Source organism: Gemmatimonadota bacterium (genome assembly GCA_026387915.1).
Lineage (GTDB): Bacteria > Gemmatimonadota > Gemmatimonadetes > Gemmatimonadales > Gemmatimonadaceae > Fen-1231.
In genome coordinates, this window is the sequence record JAPLKS010000005.1 from 111,786 (window position 1) to 130,802 (window position 19,017).

Consider the following 19,017-nt stretch of genomic DNA (forward strand, 5'->3'; position numbering starts at 1 on the left):
AGCACCCGAGCCTCGGCTACCGTCGCACGAGCGACCGCGACGCGATCACACGCGCCGCGGCTTCTTGCATGGGTGCTTCCCCGCCCCAGGCGCACACCACGTTGGTTGACGCATCAAACAGCGCGGCGTGGCGCGGATGCGAAAACAACACGACGCACCCTTCGCGTCCCTGATGCGCCGCCACGTCGAGGGCGCGCTGCGCCCGCTGCACACCCTCCTCACTCACACCGTCGGCGCCCTTCCACGCCACGACGTCGGCGAAGAGCGCCACGAGCACCGGCACCTTCGTTCCCGCCGACGGCTCGGCCACCACCATGGCGTTCACATGAAACGCGTGGAACATCGCGCCAAACCGCGTGCGGTTTGGCACCAGCCAGGGACCGCCGGCGTCGTCGTCAACAAGCACGATCTCCACTGCCTCCCCTACACGCGGCGCAGCGCCACGCGCCACATGCACCGTGCGGTCCGCCACCTGCCGCGCCCACGCCACATCGTCGAGTGACGCTTCGCGGCCGCCGCTCGGATGCGCCCAATGCGCCCAACGCTGCCGGCGCTCAAGTGCTTCGCGCAACCGTTCCGAGTGGATGTGGCCGTCTTGTACCGCACGGTCCAACGCGCGCGCCGTGAGTTCCACGTTGAGCGGCGAGAGCAAGACGTCGCACCCAGCATTGATGGCGCGCACGGCAACGTCGGCTTCATTCCCCACCGCGAGAATGCCGTCCATTTCTAACGCGTCGCTCACTAGGAGACCGTCAAACTCCATGACGCCGCGCAAGAGTTCGGTGAGCAGCGGCTTGGAGAGCGTTGCCGGTTCTCCCGTGGCGTCGAGTGAAGCATACGTGACATGCGCCGTCATCATCGAGGCAACACCGGCATCCACGGCCGCGCGAAATGGAAGCAGGTCGTCGCGCCACAACTGCTCAGCGCCGGCCAGCACACTCGGGAGCATCACATGCGAATCGCCGTCCGCGCGCCCGTGCCCCGGAAAATGCTTGGCGCACGCGAGCACCCCTTCGGCCTGACAGGCATCAATCCATTCGGATACCGCGGCCGCAACCGTGGCCGCATCGCCACCGGCAGCGCGCGTATTCACAATGGGGCTGAAGGGCGCCACATCTAAATCGCACACCGGCGCAAAGGCCCAGTTGAGCCCCACGCGTTTCAGTTCACGCGCGGTAATGCGTGCGGCGCGGCGAATGATGTCCACATCACCGAGGGAGCCAAGCGCACCAAAGGGCGGCAACGCGAGCGTGTCGGCAAACTGCTGCCCCGCGCCGCGCTCAACATCGGCCGCCAAGAGTAGAGGCAGCGACGAACGCCGCCGCAGGTCCTCCGTGAGCGCAGTGACTTCCGCGGCCGAACCGCCATAAATAAGAAACCCACCAACGCCGAGTTCGAGGCAGTCGTCGATATGATCCTGCAGGTGACGAAAGCCAAACGCCGCATCGTACCGCAACGCGGGAATCAGCAGTGCGGCGGTATTCACGCCGGTGTGTAGGCGCCGAGGATGCGCGGGGCGCGGGCGCCGGTGGCGGAGGGAACGTTGCCGGGGCGGTGTTGCAAGTGGAGCCAGCCGAGCAGGGCAAAAGCCACCGCTTCTTTGGCTTCCCCGTCGTAGCACACATCGTCAAAGCTCGCCACGCGCCGCGCGCCAAACCCTGCGGCTGCCGGCACCGCCGCGAGTTCGCGCTCAATGGCCGCCACCAGCGCGGGATTCCGAGCGCCGCCCCCTGAGAGCAACAGCTCCGCCACCGGCTCCGGCACAAAGCGCGCAAAGGCGTCGGCAATGCTGCGCGCGGTGAACAACACGGCCGTGGCCACAATGTCGGCGTCCGTCGCGGCGGGCTTGGCCGCGCGGCACGCCGTGATGAAATCGCCAATAAAACGGGGCGTAAACAACTCGCGCCCAGTGCTCTTGGGTGGCTCGGCGGCAAAGTACGGATGCCGCATGGCGTCAGCGACCACCGCCTCAATAGGCGCACCAGCTGCGGCGAGCGCGCCGTCCACGTCAAAGGCGAGATCAGGACGCAACGCGCGCACCACGCCATCAATCACCGCCACGCCCGGGCCGGTGTCGAACGCGCGCACCGCGCGCGTATCACCGCCCGGCGGCACGATGGTCACATTGCCAATGCCGCCAATGTTTTGCAACGCGCGCCAATGCTCCGGTGCTGCAAAGAGGAGTGCGTCGGCCATTGGCACGAGCGGCGCGCCCTGCCCGCCCGCCGCCACGTCGCGCACGCGGAAATCGGCAATCACCGGAATTCCGGTGCGCTCAGCAATCACGGCGGGCTGACCAAACTGCCAAGTGGCGTGTGGTGGATCGTGCCACACGGTGTGCCCGTGGCTCGCAATGGCCGCAATGTCGGCACGCGCCACACCGCACTCGGCGATCACCGCGACGGCCGCGTCGGCGAGCCAAGCGCCGAGTTCAAAGTCGAGTCGCGTGTATTCAAGCGGCGTGGCGCCGGTGAGCGCGGCGGCGAGTCGCGCACGTTGCGAGTCGGTGTACGGCAGACTGCGAAAGGCGAGCAACTCGTGGTGGAGCACGCCATTCTGTTCGCTGAAGCGCACCGCCGCGGCAGAAATGCCGTCGAGCGAAGTGCCCGACATGAGGCCAACGATTACGGTCGCAGGAACGCGCGCGAGCGCGTTGGCCGCGGCCGCGGCGGTGCCGATGTCGCTCATGTAACCGGCGGTGGTTCGCCCGGCAGGACGCGCCGAATCACGCCACCTGCGGCGTCGAGCTGCCGCACCGCTTCGTCACGCGACACGCCAAGCCGCTGCATCACAATGGCGTACTTCACGCTCCCGCCTGCCTGCGTGAGCACCTCGCGTGCCTGCTCGCGCGCAATGCCGCACACTTCGGCCACAATGCGCTCGCTGCGGTCCACGAGCTTCACGTTCGAGGCCTGCATGTCCACCATCAAGTTGCCGTACGTCTTGCCGAGGCGAATCATCGCGCCGGTGGTGATGGTGTTGAGAATCAGTTTGGTGGCGGTGCCAGCCTTGAGGCGCGTGGAACCAGTGACCACTTCCGGCCCGGTGATAGCCACAATCGCAATGTCTGCCGCGGCGAGCGTTTCGGCTGGCGGCGGCGAACAGGCCACAACGGCCGTGCGCGCGCCGAGTGATTTGGCGTGCTGCAACGCGGCGCGCACGTAGGGCGTGGTGCCGCTGGCCGCGATGCCAATCACAAAGTCACCGGCGCGCACGCCCGCCGCGTCGAGGTCAGCGCGGGCGCCATCGGGGCGATCTTCCGCGCCTTCTTGCGAGCGGGTGAGCGCGGCGGGGCCGCCAGCAATAATCCCCTGCACCAGCTCCGGCGGCGCGCCGAAGGTGGGCGGAATTTCGCTCGCGTCGAGTACGCCGAGTCGTCCCGATGTACCGGCGCCCGCATAAAAGAGGCGACCGCCGCTCCGCAGCGTTTGCTCGGCGGCAGCCACGGCAGCCGCCAGCGGTTCACGCTGCGTGGCCACCGCATCGGCCACGGTGCGGTCTTCGGCGTTGATGAGATCGACAATCGCTTGCGGTGAGGCAAGGTCGATGTCGGCGGTGCGCGGGTTGCGGCGCTCGGTAACGCGCGGATCCACGATCACGGTATGGCAGCCCTGACGTTGCGGGGTGAGATATTGCTAACTTACCGCCTGCACGTCTCCCAGAGGAGTCTCCCGTGGCGTTTCGCTTCCCCCGCTCCGTCCTTGCCGCCACGTTGCTCGTGGCGTGCCGCCCGCAGTCTGCGCCCGCTCCGGTGCCCGCCCCAAGCGCGCCCGGCGCCGCTGCTCCCGGTGTCGCCGCGCCCGCCGCCCAGGTGGACCGCCGCGACCGCCCAGCCGCCGCGCAGGCGACCGTGGACGCCGCCTTCCCGCAGGGATGGCGTTTTCCTAAGTCGGTAGCGCCCAGCTTTGGCGAGCACGCCATGGTCGTGAGCAACTCCGCGCTGGCCAGCGAGGCCGGCGTGGAGATTCTGCGGGCCGGCGGCAATGCGGTAGATGCCGCCGTGGCCACCGGGTTCGCCTTAGCCGTGACCTATCCCTTTGCCGGCAACATTGGCGGCGGCGGGTTTATGAATATTCGCATGGCCGACGGGCGCACCGCGGTCATTGATTACCGCGAAGTTGCACCGCTCGCTGCCACGCGCAACATGTACGTGGACGCCAACGGCAAGCTCACCAACAAGAGCACGCTCGGGCATTTGGCGAGCGGCGTTCCCGGCGCAGTCGCGGGCATGTCGGCGGCGCTAGCCAAGTACGGCACCAAGTCGCTCGCCGAAGTGATGGCGCCGGCCATTCGTCTGGCGGCGCAGGGCTTTGTAGTGGACTCGGCGTTCTCGCGAGGCGTGGCCGCCGACAAGCGCAACATCACGCAGTTCGAAGGGGCGGCACTGTTCTTCCCCGGCGGCGAAGCACCCGCGCCGGGCTCGCGCTTTGTGCAAGCGGAGCTGGCGCGCTCGCTCAAGCTCATTGCCGGCAAGGGCCCGCAGGCGTTCTACGACGGCGAAGTGGGTGACTCGCTCGTCGCCGAGATGAAGCGCGGCGGCGGCATTATTACCAAGGAAGATTTGCGCCGCTATAAGCCCGAGTGGCGCGTCCCTGTGCAGAGCACCTATCGCGGCTACACGCTGTTGACGATGCCGCCGGCCAGCTCGGGCGGCATTACGATGACCGAGTCGCTCAACATTCTCGAAACCTTTGCGCCGCTGCCGCCCTTTGGCAGCACGCAGTACGCGCATCTGCTCGCCGAGACGTATCGCCGCACCTTTATTGATCGCAATCAGAAGCTCGCCGATCCGGCGTTCGTGAAAGTTCCGATGGAGGAACTCACGAGCAAAACGTACGCTGCGTCGTTGGCCAAGCAGATCAGCCGCACCGCCGCGAGCAAGACGCCCGCGTTCAACGCCGGTCGCGAACCGGAGCACACCACGCACTACTCGGTGGTGGATGGCCAGGGGAACGCGGTGGCTACCACGACCACGCTCAATGGCGGCTTTGGCAGCGCGGTGTGGGTGCGCGGCGGCGGCTTCTTTATGAACAACGAGATGGACGACTTTGCCGCGCAGCCTGGCAGCCCCAACATGTTTGGGCTCGTGCAGGGCGAAGCCAACGCCATTCAGCCTGGCAAGCGCATGCTCTCGGCGATGTCGCCGACGATTGTGCTCGACGCAAAGGGGCAGGTGCTGATGGTCACCGGTGCCGCCGGCGGCCCGACGATCATCACCGCCACGATGGAAGTGATCCTCAACGTGATTGAGCATCACATGTCGCTCGCCGACGCGATGCGCGCGCCGCGCCTGCACCATCAGTCGTTGCCGGACGAAATCCGCGTGGAGAACAATGGCTTTGCCCCCGCCGTGCTCGACTCACTCAAGGCGATGGGGCATACCATCCGCTCGCAGGGCGGCATTGCGAACGTGAACTCGATTCTGCGCGTGCCCGGTGGTTGGCACGGCGTCTTTGAGCCACGGTCGGTGGGCGGCGCGGTCGGGTACTAGCGGCTATTTCAGCATCACCGCGCGCACATTCATGGCGCGGTCGAGCAGAATAGAAAAACGCGCGCCCTGTGGCACGCAGGCATCGTAGTCGGCTGTGCCTGCGGCCACGGCGGTGCCTGCCGCGGCGCCAACGGCCGCGCCAATAACAGTGGACTTGGTGTTCTTGCCAAGGAGCTGACCGGCGAGCGCGCCAATGGCGGCGCCGGCGCCAATCTTTTTGGCTTGGTCAGCCGTGCTCTGCGCGCGCACCTTTTCGAGCGATGCAATCTGTGCGAGGTGTCCCCACGCCTGATACGTGGTGTCGCCCACGCGCACGGACATCACCTCAAAGGCAATGCGCGCATCGGCCTCGCTCCCCTTGCCGCGCCCGGATTCGGTGACGCGTAGCATGACCGTCGAACCCATGGGCAGGAGCGCACCATTGCTTCCCACCACCGACTCGTCGAGCGTGGCGGTGACGCGATCACCCACGGCGTGCGTGTTGGTGCAGATGCGCATCGCTGGCGACACTTTGAGCGCCGTTCCGGTGGCAATAGTCCCAAAGGCCGGCTCAGCCGCAGCGGGCGCTGCGGCCACGGTGGCGCTGGGAGCGGCAGCCGTCGCAGCCGCCGCGGCGGGCGCGGCCGGCGCGGCCTCGGGCGGCGCGATCTTCCGCACCGTAACAGTCGTCGGCTCGGGGGCCTTTGGTTTTGGTGTGGGTGCCGGCTTCGGCGCTGGCTTCTCAGCGGCAGGCTCAGGCTTGGGCGCGTCATTCAACTGCGGCTGCGACGCGGCCACCGGCGGGAGTTCAATCTGTCGCGCATTCTGCGCGCCATTCTGCTGCGTCTCGTCGCCTTTGCAGGCAGCGGTCACCATTAGCACGCCGAGCACCGACAGCGTAAGTCCGATATCTTTGAACCGCATATGCACTCCTCGAGAGTTTTGCACGGCGCCTCACCACACCGCGGCGCACCGCACACCGCACGGAGCGCCCCTTGAGGGCACTGCTCCGTCTTCTTCCATACTACCGCCCCTACCGCGCACAAGTTGCATGGGGGCTGACCAGTGTGATGGTGTCGGTGGTATTGCAGAACACCATCCCGGGGTTTCTGCGCTCCGCCATCGACGGCTTTCGTGATCCCAACGGCCCGTCCGTGGCCATTCGCATTGCCGGCACCATGGTCGGGCTGAGCCTCGTGACGATGGTGTTCCGCTACCTCATGCGGGAGTTGCTCAACGGCCTCAGCCGCCGCATTGAGAATGACTTGCGCAACGATCTCTTTGCGCATCTCGCCACCCTCGACGCCGCTTGGTTTGGCCGCACCCGCACCGGCGAGATCATGGCGCGCCTCACCAACGACCTCGGCGCCGTGCGCCTCGCCGCCGGCCCGGCCATTATGTACCTCACCAACACGATCTTTGGCGGCGTGCTGGCTTTTGTGTTCATGATGCGCATCAGTCCGCGCCTTACCGCCGTGGCGGTGCTGCCGATGATCGCGCTGCCGCTCGTGATGATGAAACTCGGCCGCGCCGTGCACGATCGCTTTGAGGCGGTGCAGAAGCACTTTGGCGAACTCACCACCCGCGCGCAGGAAAATCTCTCCGGCGTGCGCATCGTGCGCGCCTACCGGCAGGAGCACGCCGAATCGCAGCGCTTTGGGGCGATGAGCGTGGACTACGTGCGAATGAACGTGCGCCTCGCCAAGCTGTATGGCCTCATGAATCCGGCCTTCACCGTGCTCGCGGGCCTCGGCACCGCGGCCGTGCTCTGGGTTGGCGGCGGCATGGTGATTGATGGCACCATCAGCGTGGGCGCGTTTGTGGCGTTCGGCTTTTATCTCTCCAACCTTACGTGGCCGCTGATTGCGCTTGGCTGGGTGACGAACCTCTTTCAGCGCGGCGCCGCATCCATGGCGCGCCTCAACGATTTGTTCAACGCGCAACCGACCATCGTCTCCCCTGCCTCGCCGCGCGCGTTGCCAGTCACGAGTGGCGGTCGCGCGATTGAGTATCGCCACGTGACGTTTGCCTACCCCACGGCCAACGGCGACGCTGGCCGCGACATCCTCCGCGACATTTCCTTCACCATTCCCGCCGGCGGCACACTCGGCGTGGTCGGCGCAACGGGGAGCGGCAAGACGGCGTTGCTCGAACTGCTCACGCGTGTATACGACGCCACGAGCGGCGAGGTGCTCGTGGACGGCGTGCCGGTGCGCGAGTTGGATCTTGCCGCGCTCCGTCAGGAGATTGGTTTTGTGCCGCAGGAGAGCCTGCTCTTTGGCGAAACGATTGGCATGAACCTCGCCTACGGAGAGACTGACGCGACGAACGCGACGGGCACACCCGCCACCGATACGTCCGACGAAACCATCCGCTGGGCCGCCGACGTTGCGCAACTCACCGAGACCATTGCCGAGCTCCCCGCCGGACTCGACACCATGCTCGGCGAGCGCGGCATCAATCTCTCGGGCGGGCAAAAGCAACGCGCGGCCATCGCGCGCGCGTTGGCGCGACGCCCGTCGATTGTGGTGCTCGACGATGCGCTCTCTGCCGTAGACACGCAAACCGAAGCCGCCATTTTGCACGGCCTGCGCAGCGCGCTCACCGCCCGCACCGCCGTGATTGCCTCGCATCGCATTACCGCCATTCGCGAGGCCACCCATATCATTGTGCTCGACGACGGACGCATTGTGGAGTCGGGCACCCACGAATCGTTGCTCGCGCTGCGGGGTAAGTACTGGACGCTGCTCAACCGACAGCAACTCGAAGAAGCCGTGGAAGCGGCCTAGGAGGTACCCGTGCGTCGATTGCGCATCATAGCCCTGCTGTTGCTCGCCTCTGCCGCTGCGGCCCGTGCGCAGGGGCCGTCGCTCGCCATCGGCATCAACGTGCCCGTTGGTGGCTTTGCCGATGTCGCCGGCAGCGGTTTCAGTGTAGCGCTTCGCGACGAAGGCGAGCTCGGCTGGGTCACGCAACGCTGGGCACAGATGGCGTATCGCCTCGACGTGGACTTCACCCACTTTGCCAAACGCGGTAGCACGCCATCCATGGAATTCCAGAGCGTGTCGTTCAATCTCATGCACCGCCCATCGCTCACGTTGTACGAGTTCGCCGGCCCCGGCATCTACAACTCCACGGCGTCACGGAGCGACCGCTATTCGCGCCGCGGCACCAACTTCGGCGTGCAGGGCGGCGTAGGCTACGTGTGGGAATCCAAGTACCAACCGTTCGTCGAGTTTGGCGCGACGAACCTATTCACCTCGGGGAGCAACACTCCCTGGTTCGTGATCCGCACCGGCGGACACTTCTAACAGCAGCGCCGCGCAGCCCACAGGGCCACGCGGCGCCACCAACGCAAGCGCGCGAAGCGCGCGTAGCGCGCCGCTATTACAACCGGCTCTTGATCCAATCCGGTGTAAAGTTCTGCATCCACGAACTCAAAATCGTGAGATAGTTGGTGATCATCAGCAGACCAACGGCAATCAGCAACACGCCGGCAATCCGCTGCACCCACACCATCTGCGACTTGAGCCGCTTGAAGAGCGCCAGAAAGCGCTCCACCGCAAGCGCCGCCACCAAGAACGGCACGGCGAGTCCCATGGAATACGCAAGCAACAGCAACAGCCCGCGCTTGTAGTCCGCCTCACTCGCCGTGAAGGTGAGAATCGCGCCGAGGATGGGCCCGATGCACGGGCTCCACCCGGCGCCAAAGGCGATGCCCACGAGCACGGAGCCGAGATACCCCACCGGTTTGTCGTGCAAGTGCACGCGCCGCTCGCGCATGAACGCCGTGATGTTGAGCACGCCGAGCAGGTAGAGCCCAAATACAATCACCAGCCCGCCGCCAATGCGACTCAGCCAGAACCGCTGCGAGAGCAGCAACCGCCCAACGGTCGTCGCCGTGGCGCCAAGCGCCAGGAAGATGAGCGTGAAACCAGCAATGAACAGCAACGAATGAATGAGCGCGGTGCGGCGCGCCTTGGTGACGTCCTCGAGCGAGAGCCCGGTGATGAACGTCACGTAGCTCGGAATGAGCGGCAGCACACAAGGCGATAAGAACGAGAGCAGGCCAGCGCCAAAGGCGATGGCGAGTCCCATACCGCCGGAGGGATCGGTCACAGGGAGCACCTCATGAGACGGAGCCGCGCTGACAATCGCGGCACACGCCATAGATGACAAGCCGGTGCCGCTGACGGGCGAACCCGCGCGACTCGGCGACGAGCGTGGTCATACGTTCGAGCCGTTCGTCCTGAAACTCCTCGACGTGGCCGCACGAGGTGCAGAGGAGATGTTCGTGATGCGGAATGTCGCGCGCGGGCTCAAAGCGTTTAAACCCTTCACCAAAATCGCGTTCCACAACCAATCCGCTTTCCACCAGCACATCCAGCGTACGGTAGATCGTGGCGGTGCCCACTCTGGTGCCGAGTGCGCTGAGTTCGTCGCCCACTTCTTCGGCGGAGAGATGTCGGTCGGCCGTGAGGAGCAGTTCGGCCACCGCCAATCGCGGCGCGGTCACCGGGAGATTTCGCTCCCGGAGCCACGTGCGAAAGCGGTCGGTTACGCCGGCGTCAGCCACTGCGGTTCGCTCAGCAGCGTTTGCAGTTCTGCGGCGGTGAGGCGCATAGGTTCGAGCTCTTCACCGGCACGATCGTGCACGCCTTTGACCACCGTACCGACGGTTGGAAATGGCGCCTCGGCTTCGGTGGTCACGTCTACTTCCCACTTGCCGCGCTCAGGGCCTTTGCGCGTCCAGCGATAGGCTGCCGTTATGATTTCAAAGCGTGGACGGGCGTCGTCGAAGTCAGGCACCGGAGCGTGCTCATCGAGAATCGCGACGAGTTCACCATCGGCCAGCGCCTGCGCCGTTACCTCCGCATCTTCGGCGTACGGCGATGGGGCGAGCGAGTCGTCCGCCTCTTCCTCGGTAATCACGTCGTCGTCGGGCGCTTCGCCATCAGGCTCCTCGAGCTCGGCGATCACGTCGTCCGATTCCTCGAGTTCGGCGATCACGTCGTCGTCGAAGTCATCAGCGTCCGCATCACCGTCGTCGGTGATGGCCTCCTCCAGCTCGTCAGCGGCCTCGTAGGCCGAGGCGGACTCCACCAGCGGCTCGGCCACGGGGAGCGGTCGTTCGGGCTCGGCGGCGATCACGGCCACGCCGGTTTCGATTTGCCCCTGTCGAATAGGGGCAAAAAAATGCAGCTCCACGATGCGTTCCGCGGGAAGCTGCTCGAGGATGCTTTTTAGGAATCGGGCGCGGACTTCATTCATAACTGAAAGATACCCGCGCGGAGGGTAGTGGCGGGAGCGGTGCACCCCCTACGCCGCGGGACAGTGAGCTACCGACGGCGCCCCCCCAGGGCCGACCGCCTGCACACCCACCGCCCGCGGACGCAGGACCGGGGGGAACTCAGTTCACGACGACGGTACCGTGCATGCCGGAGTGAAGGGTGCAGTCAAAGCCAAAAGAGCCAACGGAGGAGAAGGTGCGCGTCACGGAGGTGTTGGCCACCACGTCGATATTGGCCGGTACGCCAGAGGCGGCGGAGAAAATGACGTTGTGCGAGATCGTGCCGAAGGTGAAGGTGACCTGCGTTCCCTTTGACACAGTGAGGGAGGTGGGATTGAACTGGTTATTGTCGGTGGCCAGCACGGTATTGGGCGGCACGGTCACCGGGGCGATGTTGCTGCCGGTAGGCGAGGTAGGCGTGGAGGCGGAGTTGCCGCCGCCGCCGCATGCCACTGCACTGCCCAACGCCAACACCGACACCACACGCGTCATTTTCCAAGTCATAGACCCTCCGGGGGGGGAGAAAGGGGAGCAGGTTACTTTAGTATACTCATTTATTGTTTACCTGTCCACTATCTGTTTTGTCACAGTTTCGGAGGGGGTGCCCCGCGCCCGAGTTGAACCCCGTCTCCCACGCTTCGGCGCCGCCGGCGAGCCGAGCGACCTGCTAGGCGCGATGCAGCACCTCATGCACTTTCGTTGTCAACGCCTCAAGCGTGAACGGCTTCGCAAGGAAGTGTGCCGCGTCCTCCCGCGCGGCATCGCCCTCACCGCCGCCGAAGGGGTGCGCCGACATGAAGAGATGCTTCACGTGGGGAAAGTCTTTGCGCAACGTCTCGACCAGCTCCGGGCCGCTCATCTCGGGCAACTGCACATCAGTCAGCACTACGGCGACGTCGCCGCCGCGGTCCTGCACCAGGCGCAGCGCTGCGCTCGGACCGTCGGCCGCGAACACGGTGTAGCCCTGCGCCTCGAGCGCCCGCACGGTCATGCGACGCACCGCGTCCTCATCCTCCACCACGAGGATGGTCTCGTGACCCCGCAACAGGGGAGCGACCGGCGGCGACCCCGCCGGCGCCGCCAGCGGTCCCATCTCACGGGGAAAATAGATGTCGAAGGTCGTGCCTTTGCCCTCGGCACTCGACACGGCAATGAAGCCGCCATTCTGCCGGACGGCGCCATAGACTGAGGCCAGCCCAAGGCCGCTCCCCTCGCCGACGCCCTTCGTCGTGTAGAATGGTTCGAAGATGTGCGAGAGCACGGCGTCGCTCATGCCGCGACCGCTGTCGGTCACGGTGAGTTGGACGTAGTCTCCCGCCACCGCATCGATGTGTGTTTCGCACTGCGTCGCGTCGATCACGCGGTTCGCGGTCGAGATGGCCAGCGTCCCAACGCCGGTGATGGCATCGCGCGCGTTGAGGCACAGGTTAGTGAGAATCTGCTGCACTTGGGTGGCGTCCATCGTGACCGGCCACGGGTCCACGACCGGGTGCCACGTGAAACGCACCTGCTCACCGATCAGCGGGCGCAGTAGCTGGAGAGCGCTCGATACGGTGGCATTCAGGTCGAGCTGTCGCGGCCTGATGCGTTGCTTGCGCGCGAACGTGAGCAGCTGCTGCGTGATCTCCGCGGAGTGCGTGGCGGCTCGCTGAATTTCCTCGAGGTCGGCGCGCAGCGCGGGCGGCACGTTCGATGACCGCAGGGCCATGTCGGCGTTGCCGAGGATCACGGCGAGCATGTTGTTGTAGTCATGCGCCACGCCGCCAGCCAGGCGACCCACGGTTTCCATCTTCTGGGCCTGCTGCAGCTCCGACTGGAGAGCGGCCCGCTCGGCCTCCGCTTGTTTCCGGTCGGTGATGTCCCAGTTCGTGCCGATCATGCGGATCGCACGGCCGGTATCGTCGCGCTGCACCTGGGCCAGGGCGCGGACGTGATGGATGCTTCGGTCCGGCCAGACCACGCGGAACTCGGTATCAAAGTCCTGCTCTCCGCGCACCGCGCGCTGGATCTCGTCGTCGCCGCGCACCCGGTCGTCTGGGTGAAGCCCCGCCTGCCACGCCTCGTAAGCCCCGCTGAACTGGTCCTGGCGGATTCCATAGAGCGCGAACATCGCGTCGTCCCAGACGAGCGTGCCGTGCACCACGTCGTACTCCCAAATCGCCACGCGGCCGGCCGCCGTCGCAAGCGTCATACGGTTGGTGACGGCGCGAAGGGCTTCCGCCGCCGCCTTGCGCTCGGTTGAGTCGCGCTCGCTGGTGATCACCATGCGCCGGCCCTGCATCGTGAACTCGGCGGCCCGCACCTCCACTTCAATGACCGATCCGTCCTTGCATCGCTGTTGCACCTCGAAGATGCCACTTCCGAGTCTCGCGGCTGACTGCTCCCGTTGTCGGTTCACATCCGCCGTGAGATCCGGCTCCAGAATCGAAACCGGCGCGCCGATGAGTTCGGCGTGCGTGTAGCCGAGCGCCAGTAGCGCGGCATCGTTGGCATCCCGGATGACCGGTGGACCGTCCGGCATGAGCTCCAGCAGGAGGATGTGGTCGCCCGCCTGATCGAAGAGCGCGCGATAGCGCGCTTCGCCCGCCAGCGCGACTTGGGCCGCGGCACGCGTTTCCGCATACGACGCCGCCAGCAAAAGACCCACCGTGGTGGCGGCACCAAGGAAGATCTGGGTGTTGCGCAGCGTCTCTTCGACCGTACTTCCCGTCAGCGCGTTTGACCGCGAATGGAAGACGGCGTCGCCGATGGCGATAAGTGCCAGCAGGGCGAGCGCCGTGGGCAACACGGGCCGTCGCAGCCGGAATGCCGGCCATGCGAGTAAGGCGATCACCAGATACGGGCGCATCCCGCTCCCATTGGGCGGGTTGAGCGCCAACCATGTCACCGCACTCAAGACCCCGAAGAAGAGGACCGATTCGGCGAGGCAGGCTGCGCGCGCCGGCACGTCGGCCTCCCTCGCGTGCCTCCAGGCGATGATTAGCGGGGTGACAAGCAGGATGCCGAGTCCGTCGGCGACATACCAGACCCACCAGGCATCGCTGAACGCACCGTGCGGCGCGAGCAGCGCCGCGCCGGCGCCGATGCACGCAGTAATGGCATTGATGCCCAAGGCGCTGACCAGCAGGGCAGCCACTTCGGCGACGCGGTCGAAGCGGACGTCCCGGCCACTCACGCGGGTGATCAGCAGCGCACAGCCAATCGCCTCCGCGACGTTGGCGGCCATGTAGCCGACGGAGGCCGCAAACGGCCGGTGCGCGATGGCGACGTCGGCGCCGACACCAACCACTACGAAGGCCGACAGCAACCAGGGCCACCACGCGCGCGGACTCAGGAGCAGCGCGGCCAGCCCGATGCCGGCGGCCGGCCACACGACCATGATGATCTGGCGGGCGTCCGGAATGTAGAACGCGAGAACGTGAGCAACGAAATACGCGAGCGCCCACGCGCCAACGCTCACCATGTCGCGCCGGCTCAACCGGGCCACCACGCTCGATTCGTGCATTCGTCATCCTTGGCGCGCGGCGGCCCGCCAGGATTCCCGATTCTTATACTTTCTGCCGCGCACTCAAGGAAATGTATGGTGCGGGAGTCGACCAGCGTTGCCGACGCATGACACGATTGGCGTGTATAACTCCTCGGGGCGATACGATCCGCGAAGCACATCGGCGACCGACGAGATGAACGAAGCATTGTCTTCGGCGATGCGTACGCTACCTGCGTTCGGCCGTGGAGATACATCGATAACGGCCATCAACAGCGTCAGGACGAGCAGTGGAGAGGACGTAGCCATGCTTGGCCTCGTAGCCTCGGAGGGTTCGTGATCTCAGGTTCAGCGGCGGCGTGCTGCTTTTTGTTGTGGCACGCTCTTACGATTCGCAAGTTCCTAACGCCCTCCCGTGCTACAGCAGCGAGACGGGGTCCCGGTCAAACGTCACCCGCAGATCGCCCCGGCCGGGGACCTCGAAGCTCGTGAGAAACCGACGCGCCAGTCGCGTGAGCACGCCAGACTGCGAGGTGCGCAGCACCAGATGCCAGCGCCACCGCTGCTTGATGCGCTCAATGGCGCACGGCGCGGGGCCGATCACCTCTACTGCGCCCGGAGGCGCTTGCAGGAGCGCGTTCGCAAACCACGCCGACGCCGATTCGGCGAGCTCCATGGTTGCCTGTTCCTCCGCCCCGCTGAACACCACGTTCGCCAACCGCACCGTGGGCGGCCACGCGGGACTCACCCGCCCCGGCAACTCTTCGGCAATAAAGCCATGCACGTCGTGCGTCACCGCGCAGCGCACCGCGTGATGCGCGGGCACGCGCGTCTGAATGATGACGCGACCGCCCTTGGGCCCGCGCCCTGCGCGCCCTGCCACCTGACTCAGCAACTGAAAGGTGCGCTCTGAGGCGCGGAAATCCGGAAGATTGATTCCCACGTCGGCATCAATCACACCCACCAATGTCACGTTGGGAAAATCGAGCCCCTTGGCAATCATCTGCGTGCCGAGGAGAATGTCCACTTCGCCTCGGCCCACGCGCTCCAGAATTTCGGTGTGCGCCCATTTGCCGCTCGTCGTGTCGACATCCATGCGCGCGATGCGCGCCGTGGGCAACTGTTCAGCGACGAGTCGCTCCACCTGCTGCGTGCCCAAGCCGCGCTGACGCAGAGTTTCGGCGCCGCACTGCGGGCAGGCGTTGCGCGTCGGCTGCTGATGCAGGCAGTAGTGACAGACGAGCCGCTCGGGCGCTTGATGGTACGTGAGTGAAATAGAGCAGTCCGGACACGCGGCCACCCATTCACACGACGAGCACTGCACAAAACTCGAATAACCCCTGCGATTGAGCAGCAGAATGCTCTGCTCACCGCGCTCGAGGCGGTCGCGGAGCGCGCTTTCGAGTTCCGCGCTGAGCACCGCGCGCACCGCCCGCTCGGCGGCGGTGCGATACGTCATACGTGCGGTGGCGCGGAGGTCCACCACATCCACCGCTGGCAATGCGCCACCGCCCACACGGTCTGGCAGATGCAGGCGCCGATATTTCCCGGTGCGCGCATTCTCCCAGCTCTCAAGGCTCGGCGTGGCGCTCCCCAGGACGCACACCGCGCCGGCCTCGCGCGCGCGCACAATGGCCACTTCGCGCGCGTGATAGCGCGGCGATTCGCCCTGCTTGTAACTCGCCTCGTGCTCTTCGTCCACAATGATGGCGCCGAGATTGTCGAGCGGCGCAAACACTGCGGAGCGAGCACCTACAGCAATGCGTTTATCACCGCGACGCAACGCGAGCCAGGCGTCGTAGCGCTCGCCGTCGCTCAACCCGGAGTGCAACACCGCCACTTGATCACCAAAGACGCCGCGAAAACGGTCTACCGTCTGCGGGGTAAGCGCAATCTCTGGCACGAGCACAATGGCCGTGCGTCCGCGCGCGAGCACGGCCTGCAACAGTTCGAGATAGACGAGTGTCTTGCCGCTTCCGGTGATGCCGTGGAGCAGAAAGGTCTCACCAGGGGCTCCAACCGCCAGCGCGTCGATGGCCGCACGCTGCGCCGGTGTCGGCACAAGATGCCCCGACGACGTGCCACTGCGCCCAGCAAAGGGATCGCGTGACACCGCTTCTTTTTCGATGCGCGCTACGCCGCGTTTGACGAGCCCCTGCACCACGGCGTCGCCGCAGCCGAGTCGTTCGAGAAGCCAATCGACCGCAGCGCGCCCGCCCGCGCTCTCGAGCAACTCAAACAATGCGCGCTGTTGCGGCGCGCGGGCAAAGAGGCGGTCGCGTTCCATCAACGACTCAACGTCGCGTGCCTGCACGAGTACGCGCCGCGATTTTACGGCGGGCTCGGGACGCTTTTTGGCGCCGAGCGCGGCGGGCAGTGCCGCGCGCAACACCAGGCCGAGCGGCGCCACGTAGTACTCCGAAATCCATCGACACACCGCGAGTAGGTCGGGGCGGAACGCGGGCTCGGCGTCGGGCACATCCACCACAGCCTTGGGCACCGCGTCGCCGAGCAGGCGACCATCGCTCTCGCCGAGGCAGTAGCCCACTTCGCGCGTGTTGCGCACGGGTACCACCACGCGCGAGCCGGCAACAATCGGATGCCGCGGGTTGCCCACCACCGCATAGGTGAAGGCGCGGAACAGAGGCATCGGTAGTGCGACGTCGATCAAACGCCGTGCGTTTGGCACAGCACTCTGCTCCCCCGCGTCCGTTGCGGGCAACAGGGCAGGCACATCGGTATCTGGCGCCAGCGAACCGGCGGCGTCGCCCCCGCGTGTCACGCGCTGGGCGGCCGCAGCGCGCCGGGCTTGCCGCTATTGCGCACCGCACGCACGTGCGTCGGCGTCGCGGAACGCACGGCATGCAGGTAGTCGAGGAGCGCGTCGCTCAGATCGTGGCCGCGCTGAAAGCGGTCGTCTGGATTTTTTTCGAGACAACGCATCACGATGCTCGCGAGCCGCTGTGGCACGCGCGAATCTTTTTCGTTCACGGGCGTCGGCTGCTCGTGCACATGCTTGTAGCCAATGGAATAGCCATCGGCACCATCAAAGGGCGGCGCACCGATAAGACATTCATAGAGCATCACGCCGGCAGCATAGAGGTCGGCGCGACCGTCGATGGTTTTGCCCATGGCCTGCTCGGGCGCCATGTAATGCGGCGTGCCCATCGCTCGGCCACCGGCCGTGAGGCGGCCATGAAAGCGCGCGGTGGCAATGCCAAAATCGGTGATGAAGGCGTTGCCGTCATCATCAAAGAGCACGTTGTCGGGTTTGACGTCGCGATGCACCACGCCGTGACGGTGCGCATAGTCGAGCGCGGTGGCCACCTGACTCACCACGGCGGCGAGCCGATCAGCGGCGACCGTGCGCCCCTGCTCCAGCTCCGTGGCCAAACATCCGCCGTTCAACAGCGGCATCACGAGATACACCACCTCACCCACTTCGCCAAAATCGAGTGGCGTACAAATGAGCGGATGCACGAGACGGCTCGCGGCTTCGGCCTCGCGCCGAAAGCGTTCGCGCATTTCGGCATCGCGCGCGAGATGCGCGTGCATCACCTTCACCGCCAGCGGACGGCCGAGCACCTCGTGCTCTGCTTCGTACACATCGGCCATGCCGCCACTGCCGAGGCGGCGCACAATGCGGTAGCGATTGCCCGTGGCCTGCCGCAGTGCGGTGATCAGCGCGTCGGGCGCCTGCGCCGCCGCTTTCACTTCCGGCAGCGCGCCCTGACACCGCGTGCAGTCGCGCGCGGTACCGCGATTCCAGGTGCCGCAGGATGGACAGAACAGGGCGAGCGCTCCGGGTGGCAGGACTACCCGAAAGTTAGCGCCCGACCGAGGCGCCGGAAACACTCGGCGCGTTGGTGCCCTGTGACCGGCATCACCATGCGTTGGGCGCGGCGCGCGGCACAACGCCCCGCATCGCGCCCAACGGTAACGGCTTACGCGATCGGCTCGGGCTGAATCGCGGTCTCCACCACCTTCCCGCCAGCGAGGCCCACGCGGTACACCTTGGCCCCGGCGCGCGACGCCACCACGCGTTTGACCTCGTTGTCTTCAAAATAGATGCCGGCGTCGTTGTCACAGGCAAAGCCGGGTTTCATTTCGCCCGAGCCAATCAGCTTGTGATAGAGCGGCCGACGCCCCGACTCCGCGTCATAGTGCGGCGAGTGGCTGCCGGCAATAAAGCCTAGGCACTTCACAATGGAGAGCGCTTTGGGGCGCGAGTCGGTGGTGCCTTCTTCGAACCAGCAGAGCGAACCGGCACTGGCACCGCCGAGCACGATGCCGCGATCCCACGCTTGCCGCAGCACGGCGTCGATGCCCTGCGCCTTCCAGATGGCCTGCTGATTGAGCGTGTTGCCGCCGGACACAACGATGGCGTCCATCGAGAGCAGCACTTCGTCCCACCCCTGTGGCTGGGTGAGGCTCTCAATGAAGCAGTCCTGCACGTGCGGCTCCACGTCGAGCGGCGCACAGTCGTGGTAGAAGCCGAGCTTGGCTTCGGCACTGTCGGCAGACGCCGTGGGGAGATAGCAAATGCGCGGACGTTTCTTGCCGGTCAGGGTGGCCATGTAGCGGATGAATGCCGTGTTGAATCCGCCGCCGGCAATAAGAATCTTGCGCGTGGCGCGTTTGCTCGATGACGTGGAGGCCGCTGACGTGGCGTTCATGGTAGGCAGGCTAAGGTTCGTGGCGCCGACGCTCAGCGAACCGAGCGTGGAAGTGACGAGAAAATCTCTGCGATCCATCGCTGGGGTCCTGAGTGGA

Annotated in this window: 16 protein-coding genes; 3 read left to right on the forward strand and 13 right to left on the reverse strand. The window is 65.9% G+C overall.

What is annotated here, in order from left to right; all coding sequences use genetic code 11:
- Positions 1-16 precede the first annotated feature (16 nt).
- From NTZ43_01490 to murQ, 3 genes are read right to left on the reverse strand one after another with little or no spacing between them, the layout of a single operon-like run.
- A complete protein-coding gene (locus NTZ43_01490) occupies positions 17-1,486 on the reverse strand; it encodes a hypothetical protein (GenBank protein ID MCX5765885.1) in 1,470 nt (489 codons plus the stop codon).
- Complete coding sequence (locus NTZ43_01495; protein ID MCX5765886.1) at positions 1,483-2,688, reverse strand: anhydro-N-acetylmuramic acid kinase; 1,206 nt, start codon at positions 2,686-2,688, stop codon at positions 1,483-1,485. The genes NTZ43_01490 and NTZ43_01495 overlap by 4 nt, the downstream gene beginning before the upstream one ends.
- Positions 2,685-3,599, reverse strand: coding sequence for an N-acetylmuramic acid 6-phosphate etherase (murQ, locus tag NTZ43_01500; protein ID MCX5765887.1), 915 nt, complete (start codon positions 3,597-3,599; stop codon positions 2,685-2,687). Before murQ ends, NTZ43_01495 begins: the two co-directional genes overlap by 4 nt.
- A 74-nt stretch (positions 3,600-3,673) precedes the next feature.
- On the opposite strand from murQ, the gene ggt reads away from it, so the two are divergent.
- Positions 3,674-5,491, forward strand: coding sequence for a gamma-glutamyltransferase (gene ggt, locus NTZ43_01505; GenBank protein MCX5765888.1), 1,818 nt, complete (start codon positions 3,674-3,676; stop codon positions 5,489-5,491).
- A gap of 3 nt (positions 5,492-5,494) precedes the next feature.
- Here ggt and NTZ43_01510 read toward each other — a convergent pair whose 3' ends face one another.
- A complete protein-coding gene (locus NTZ43_01510) occupies positions 5,495-6,394 on the reverse strand; it encodes a hypothetical protein (protein MCX5765889.1) in 900 nt (299 codons plus the stop codon).
- A 146-nt stretch (positions 6,395-6,540) separates the two neighbouring features.
- Here NTZ43_01510 and NTZ43_01515 point away from each other — a divergent pair, with 146 nt between their 5' ends.
- On the forward strand, positions 6,541-8,259 hold the full coding sequence (locus tag NTZ43_01515; GenBank protein MCX5765890.1) for an ABC transporter ATP-binding protein: 1,719 nt from the start codon (positions 6,541-6,543) through the stop codon (positions 8,257-8,259).
- Positions 8,260-8,268: 9 nt separating this feature from the next.
- The gene (locus NTZ43_01520; protein ID MCX5765891.1) at positions 8,269-8,781 is read left to right on the forward strand and encodes a hypothetical protein; all 513 of its coding nucleotides are present in this window, start codon (positions 8,269-8,271) and stop codon (positions 8,779-8,781) included.
- Positions 8,782-8,857: 76 nt separating this feature from the next.
- Here the strand turns inward: NTZ43_01520 and NTZ43_01525 are convergent, their stop codons facing one another.
- The 9 genes from NTZ43_01525 to NTZ43_01565 form a co-directional block, all read right to left on the reverse strand.
- Entirely contained in the window at positions 8,858-9,589 is a 732-nt protein-coding gene (locus tag NTZ43_01525) for a cytochrome c biogenesis protein CcdA (protein MCX5765892.1), read from the reverse strand.
- Positions 9,590-9,599: 10 nt separating this feature from the next.
- Positions 9,600-9,986: a Fur family transcriptional regulator gene (locus tag NTZ43_01530; GenBank protein ID MCX5765893.1), complete on the reverse strand. Its 387-nt coding sequence runs from the start codon at positions 9,984-9,986 to the stop codon at positions 9,600-9,602.
- A gap of 41 nt (positions 9,987-10,027) precedes the next feature.
- Entirely contained in the window at positions 10,028-10,741 is a 714-nt protein-coding gene (locus NTZ43_01535) for a hypothetical protein (protein MCX5765894.1), read from the reverse strand.
- 139 nt (positions 10,742-10,880) lie between these two features.
- Positions 10,881-11,264 carry a plastocyanin/azurin family copper-binding protein gene (locus tag NTZ43_01540; protein ID MCX5765895.1) on the reverse strand — a complete coding sequence of 128 codons (384 nt, stop codon included), beginning with the start codon at positions 11,262-11,264 and terminating at the stop codon, positions 10,881-10,883.
- Between the two features lie 163 nt (positions 11,265-11,427).
- The gene (locus NTZ43_01545; protein ID MCX5765896.1) at positions 11,428-14,265 is read right to left on the reverse strand and encodes a PAS domain-containing protein; all 2,838 of its coding nucleotides are present in this window, start codon (positions 14,263-14,265) and stop codon (positions 11,428-11,430) included.
- A 63-nt stretch (positions 14,266-14,328) separates the two neighbouring features.
- Positions 14,329-14,553 carry a hypothetical protein gene (locus NTZ43_01550; protein ID MCX5765897.1) on the reverse strand — a complete coding sequence of 75 codons (225 nt, stop codon included), beginning with the start codon at positions 14,551-14,553 and terminating at the stop codon, positions 14,329-14,331.
- 109 nt (positions 14,554-14,662) lie between these two features.
- A complete protein-coding gene (priA, locus tag NTZ43_01555) occupies positions 14,663-16,933 on the reverse strand; it encodes a primosomal protein N' (GenBank protein MCX5765898.1) in 2,271 nt (756 codons plus the stop codon).
- 89 nt (positions 16,934-17,022) lie between these two features.
- The gene (locus NTZ43_01560) at positions 17,023-17,958 is read right to left on the reverse strand and encodes a serine/threonine-protein kinase (protein MCX5765899.1); all 936 of its coding nucleotides are present in this window, start codon (positions 17,956-17,958) and stop codon (positions 17,023-17,025) included.
- A 230-nt stretch (positions 17,959-18,188) separates the two neighbouring features.
- A complete protein-coding gene (locus NTZ43_01565; GenBank protein ID MCX5765900.1) occupies positions 18,189-18,998 on the reverse strand; it encodes a peptidase E in 810 nt (269 codons plus the stop codon).
- Positions 18,999-19,017 lie beyond the last annotated feature (19 nt).

Excerpts from the sequence above, each read along its gene's own strand:
- NTZ43_01535 (MCX5765894.1), bottom strand. The coding sequence starts at position 10,741 with ATGAATGAAGTCCGCGCCCGATTCCTAAAAAGCATCCTCGAGCAGCTT.
- NTZ43_01565 (MCX5765900.1), bottom strand. The coding sequence starts at position 18,998 with ATGGATCGCAGAGATTTTCTCGTCACTTCCACGCTCGGTTCGCTGAGC.
- NTZ43_01540 (MCX5765895.1), bottom strand. The coding sequence starts at position 11,264 with ATGACTTGGAAAATGACGCGTGTGGTGTCGGTGTTGGCGTTGGGCAGT.
- NTZ43_01495 (MCX5765886.1), bottom strand. The coding sequence starts at position 2,688 with ATGAGCGACATCGGCACCGCCGCGGCCGCGGCCAACGCGCTCGCGCGC.
- NTZ43_01510 (MCX5765889.1), bottom strand. The coding sequence starts at position 6,394 with ATGCGGTTCAAAGATATCGGACTTACGCTGTCGGTGCTCGGCGTGCTA.
- NTZ43_01545 (MCX5765896.1), bottom strand. The coding sequence starts at position 14,265 with ATGCACGAATCGAGCGTGGTGGCCCGGTTGAGCCGGCGCGACATGGTG.
- NTZ43_01515 (MCX5765890.1), top strand. The coding sequence starts at position 6,541 with ATGGTGTCGGTGGTATTGCAGAACACCATCCCGGGGTTTCTGCGCTCC.
- NTZ43_01550 (MCX5765897.1), bottom strand. The coding sequence starts at position 14,553 with ATGGCTACGTCCTCTCCACTGCTCGTCCTGACGCTGTTGATGGCCGTT.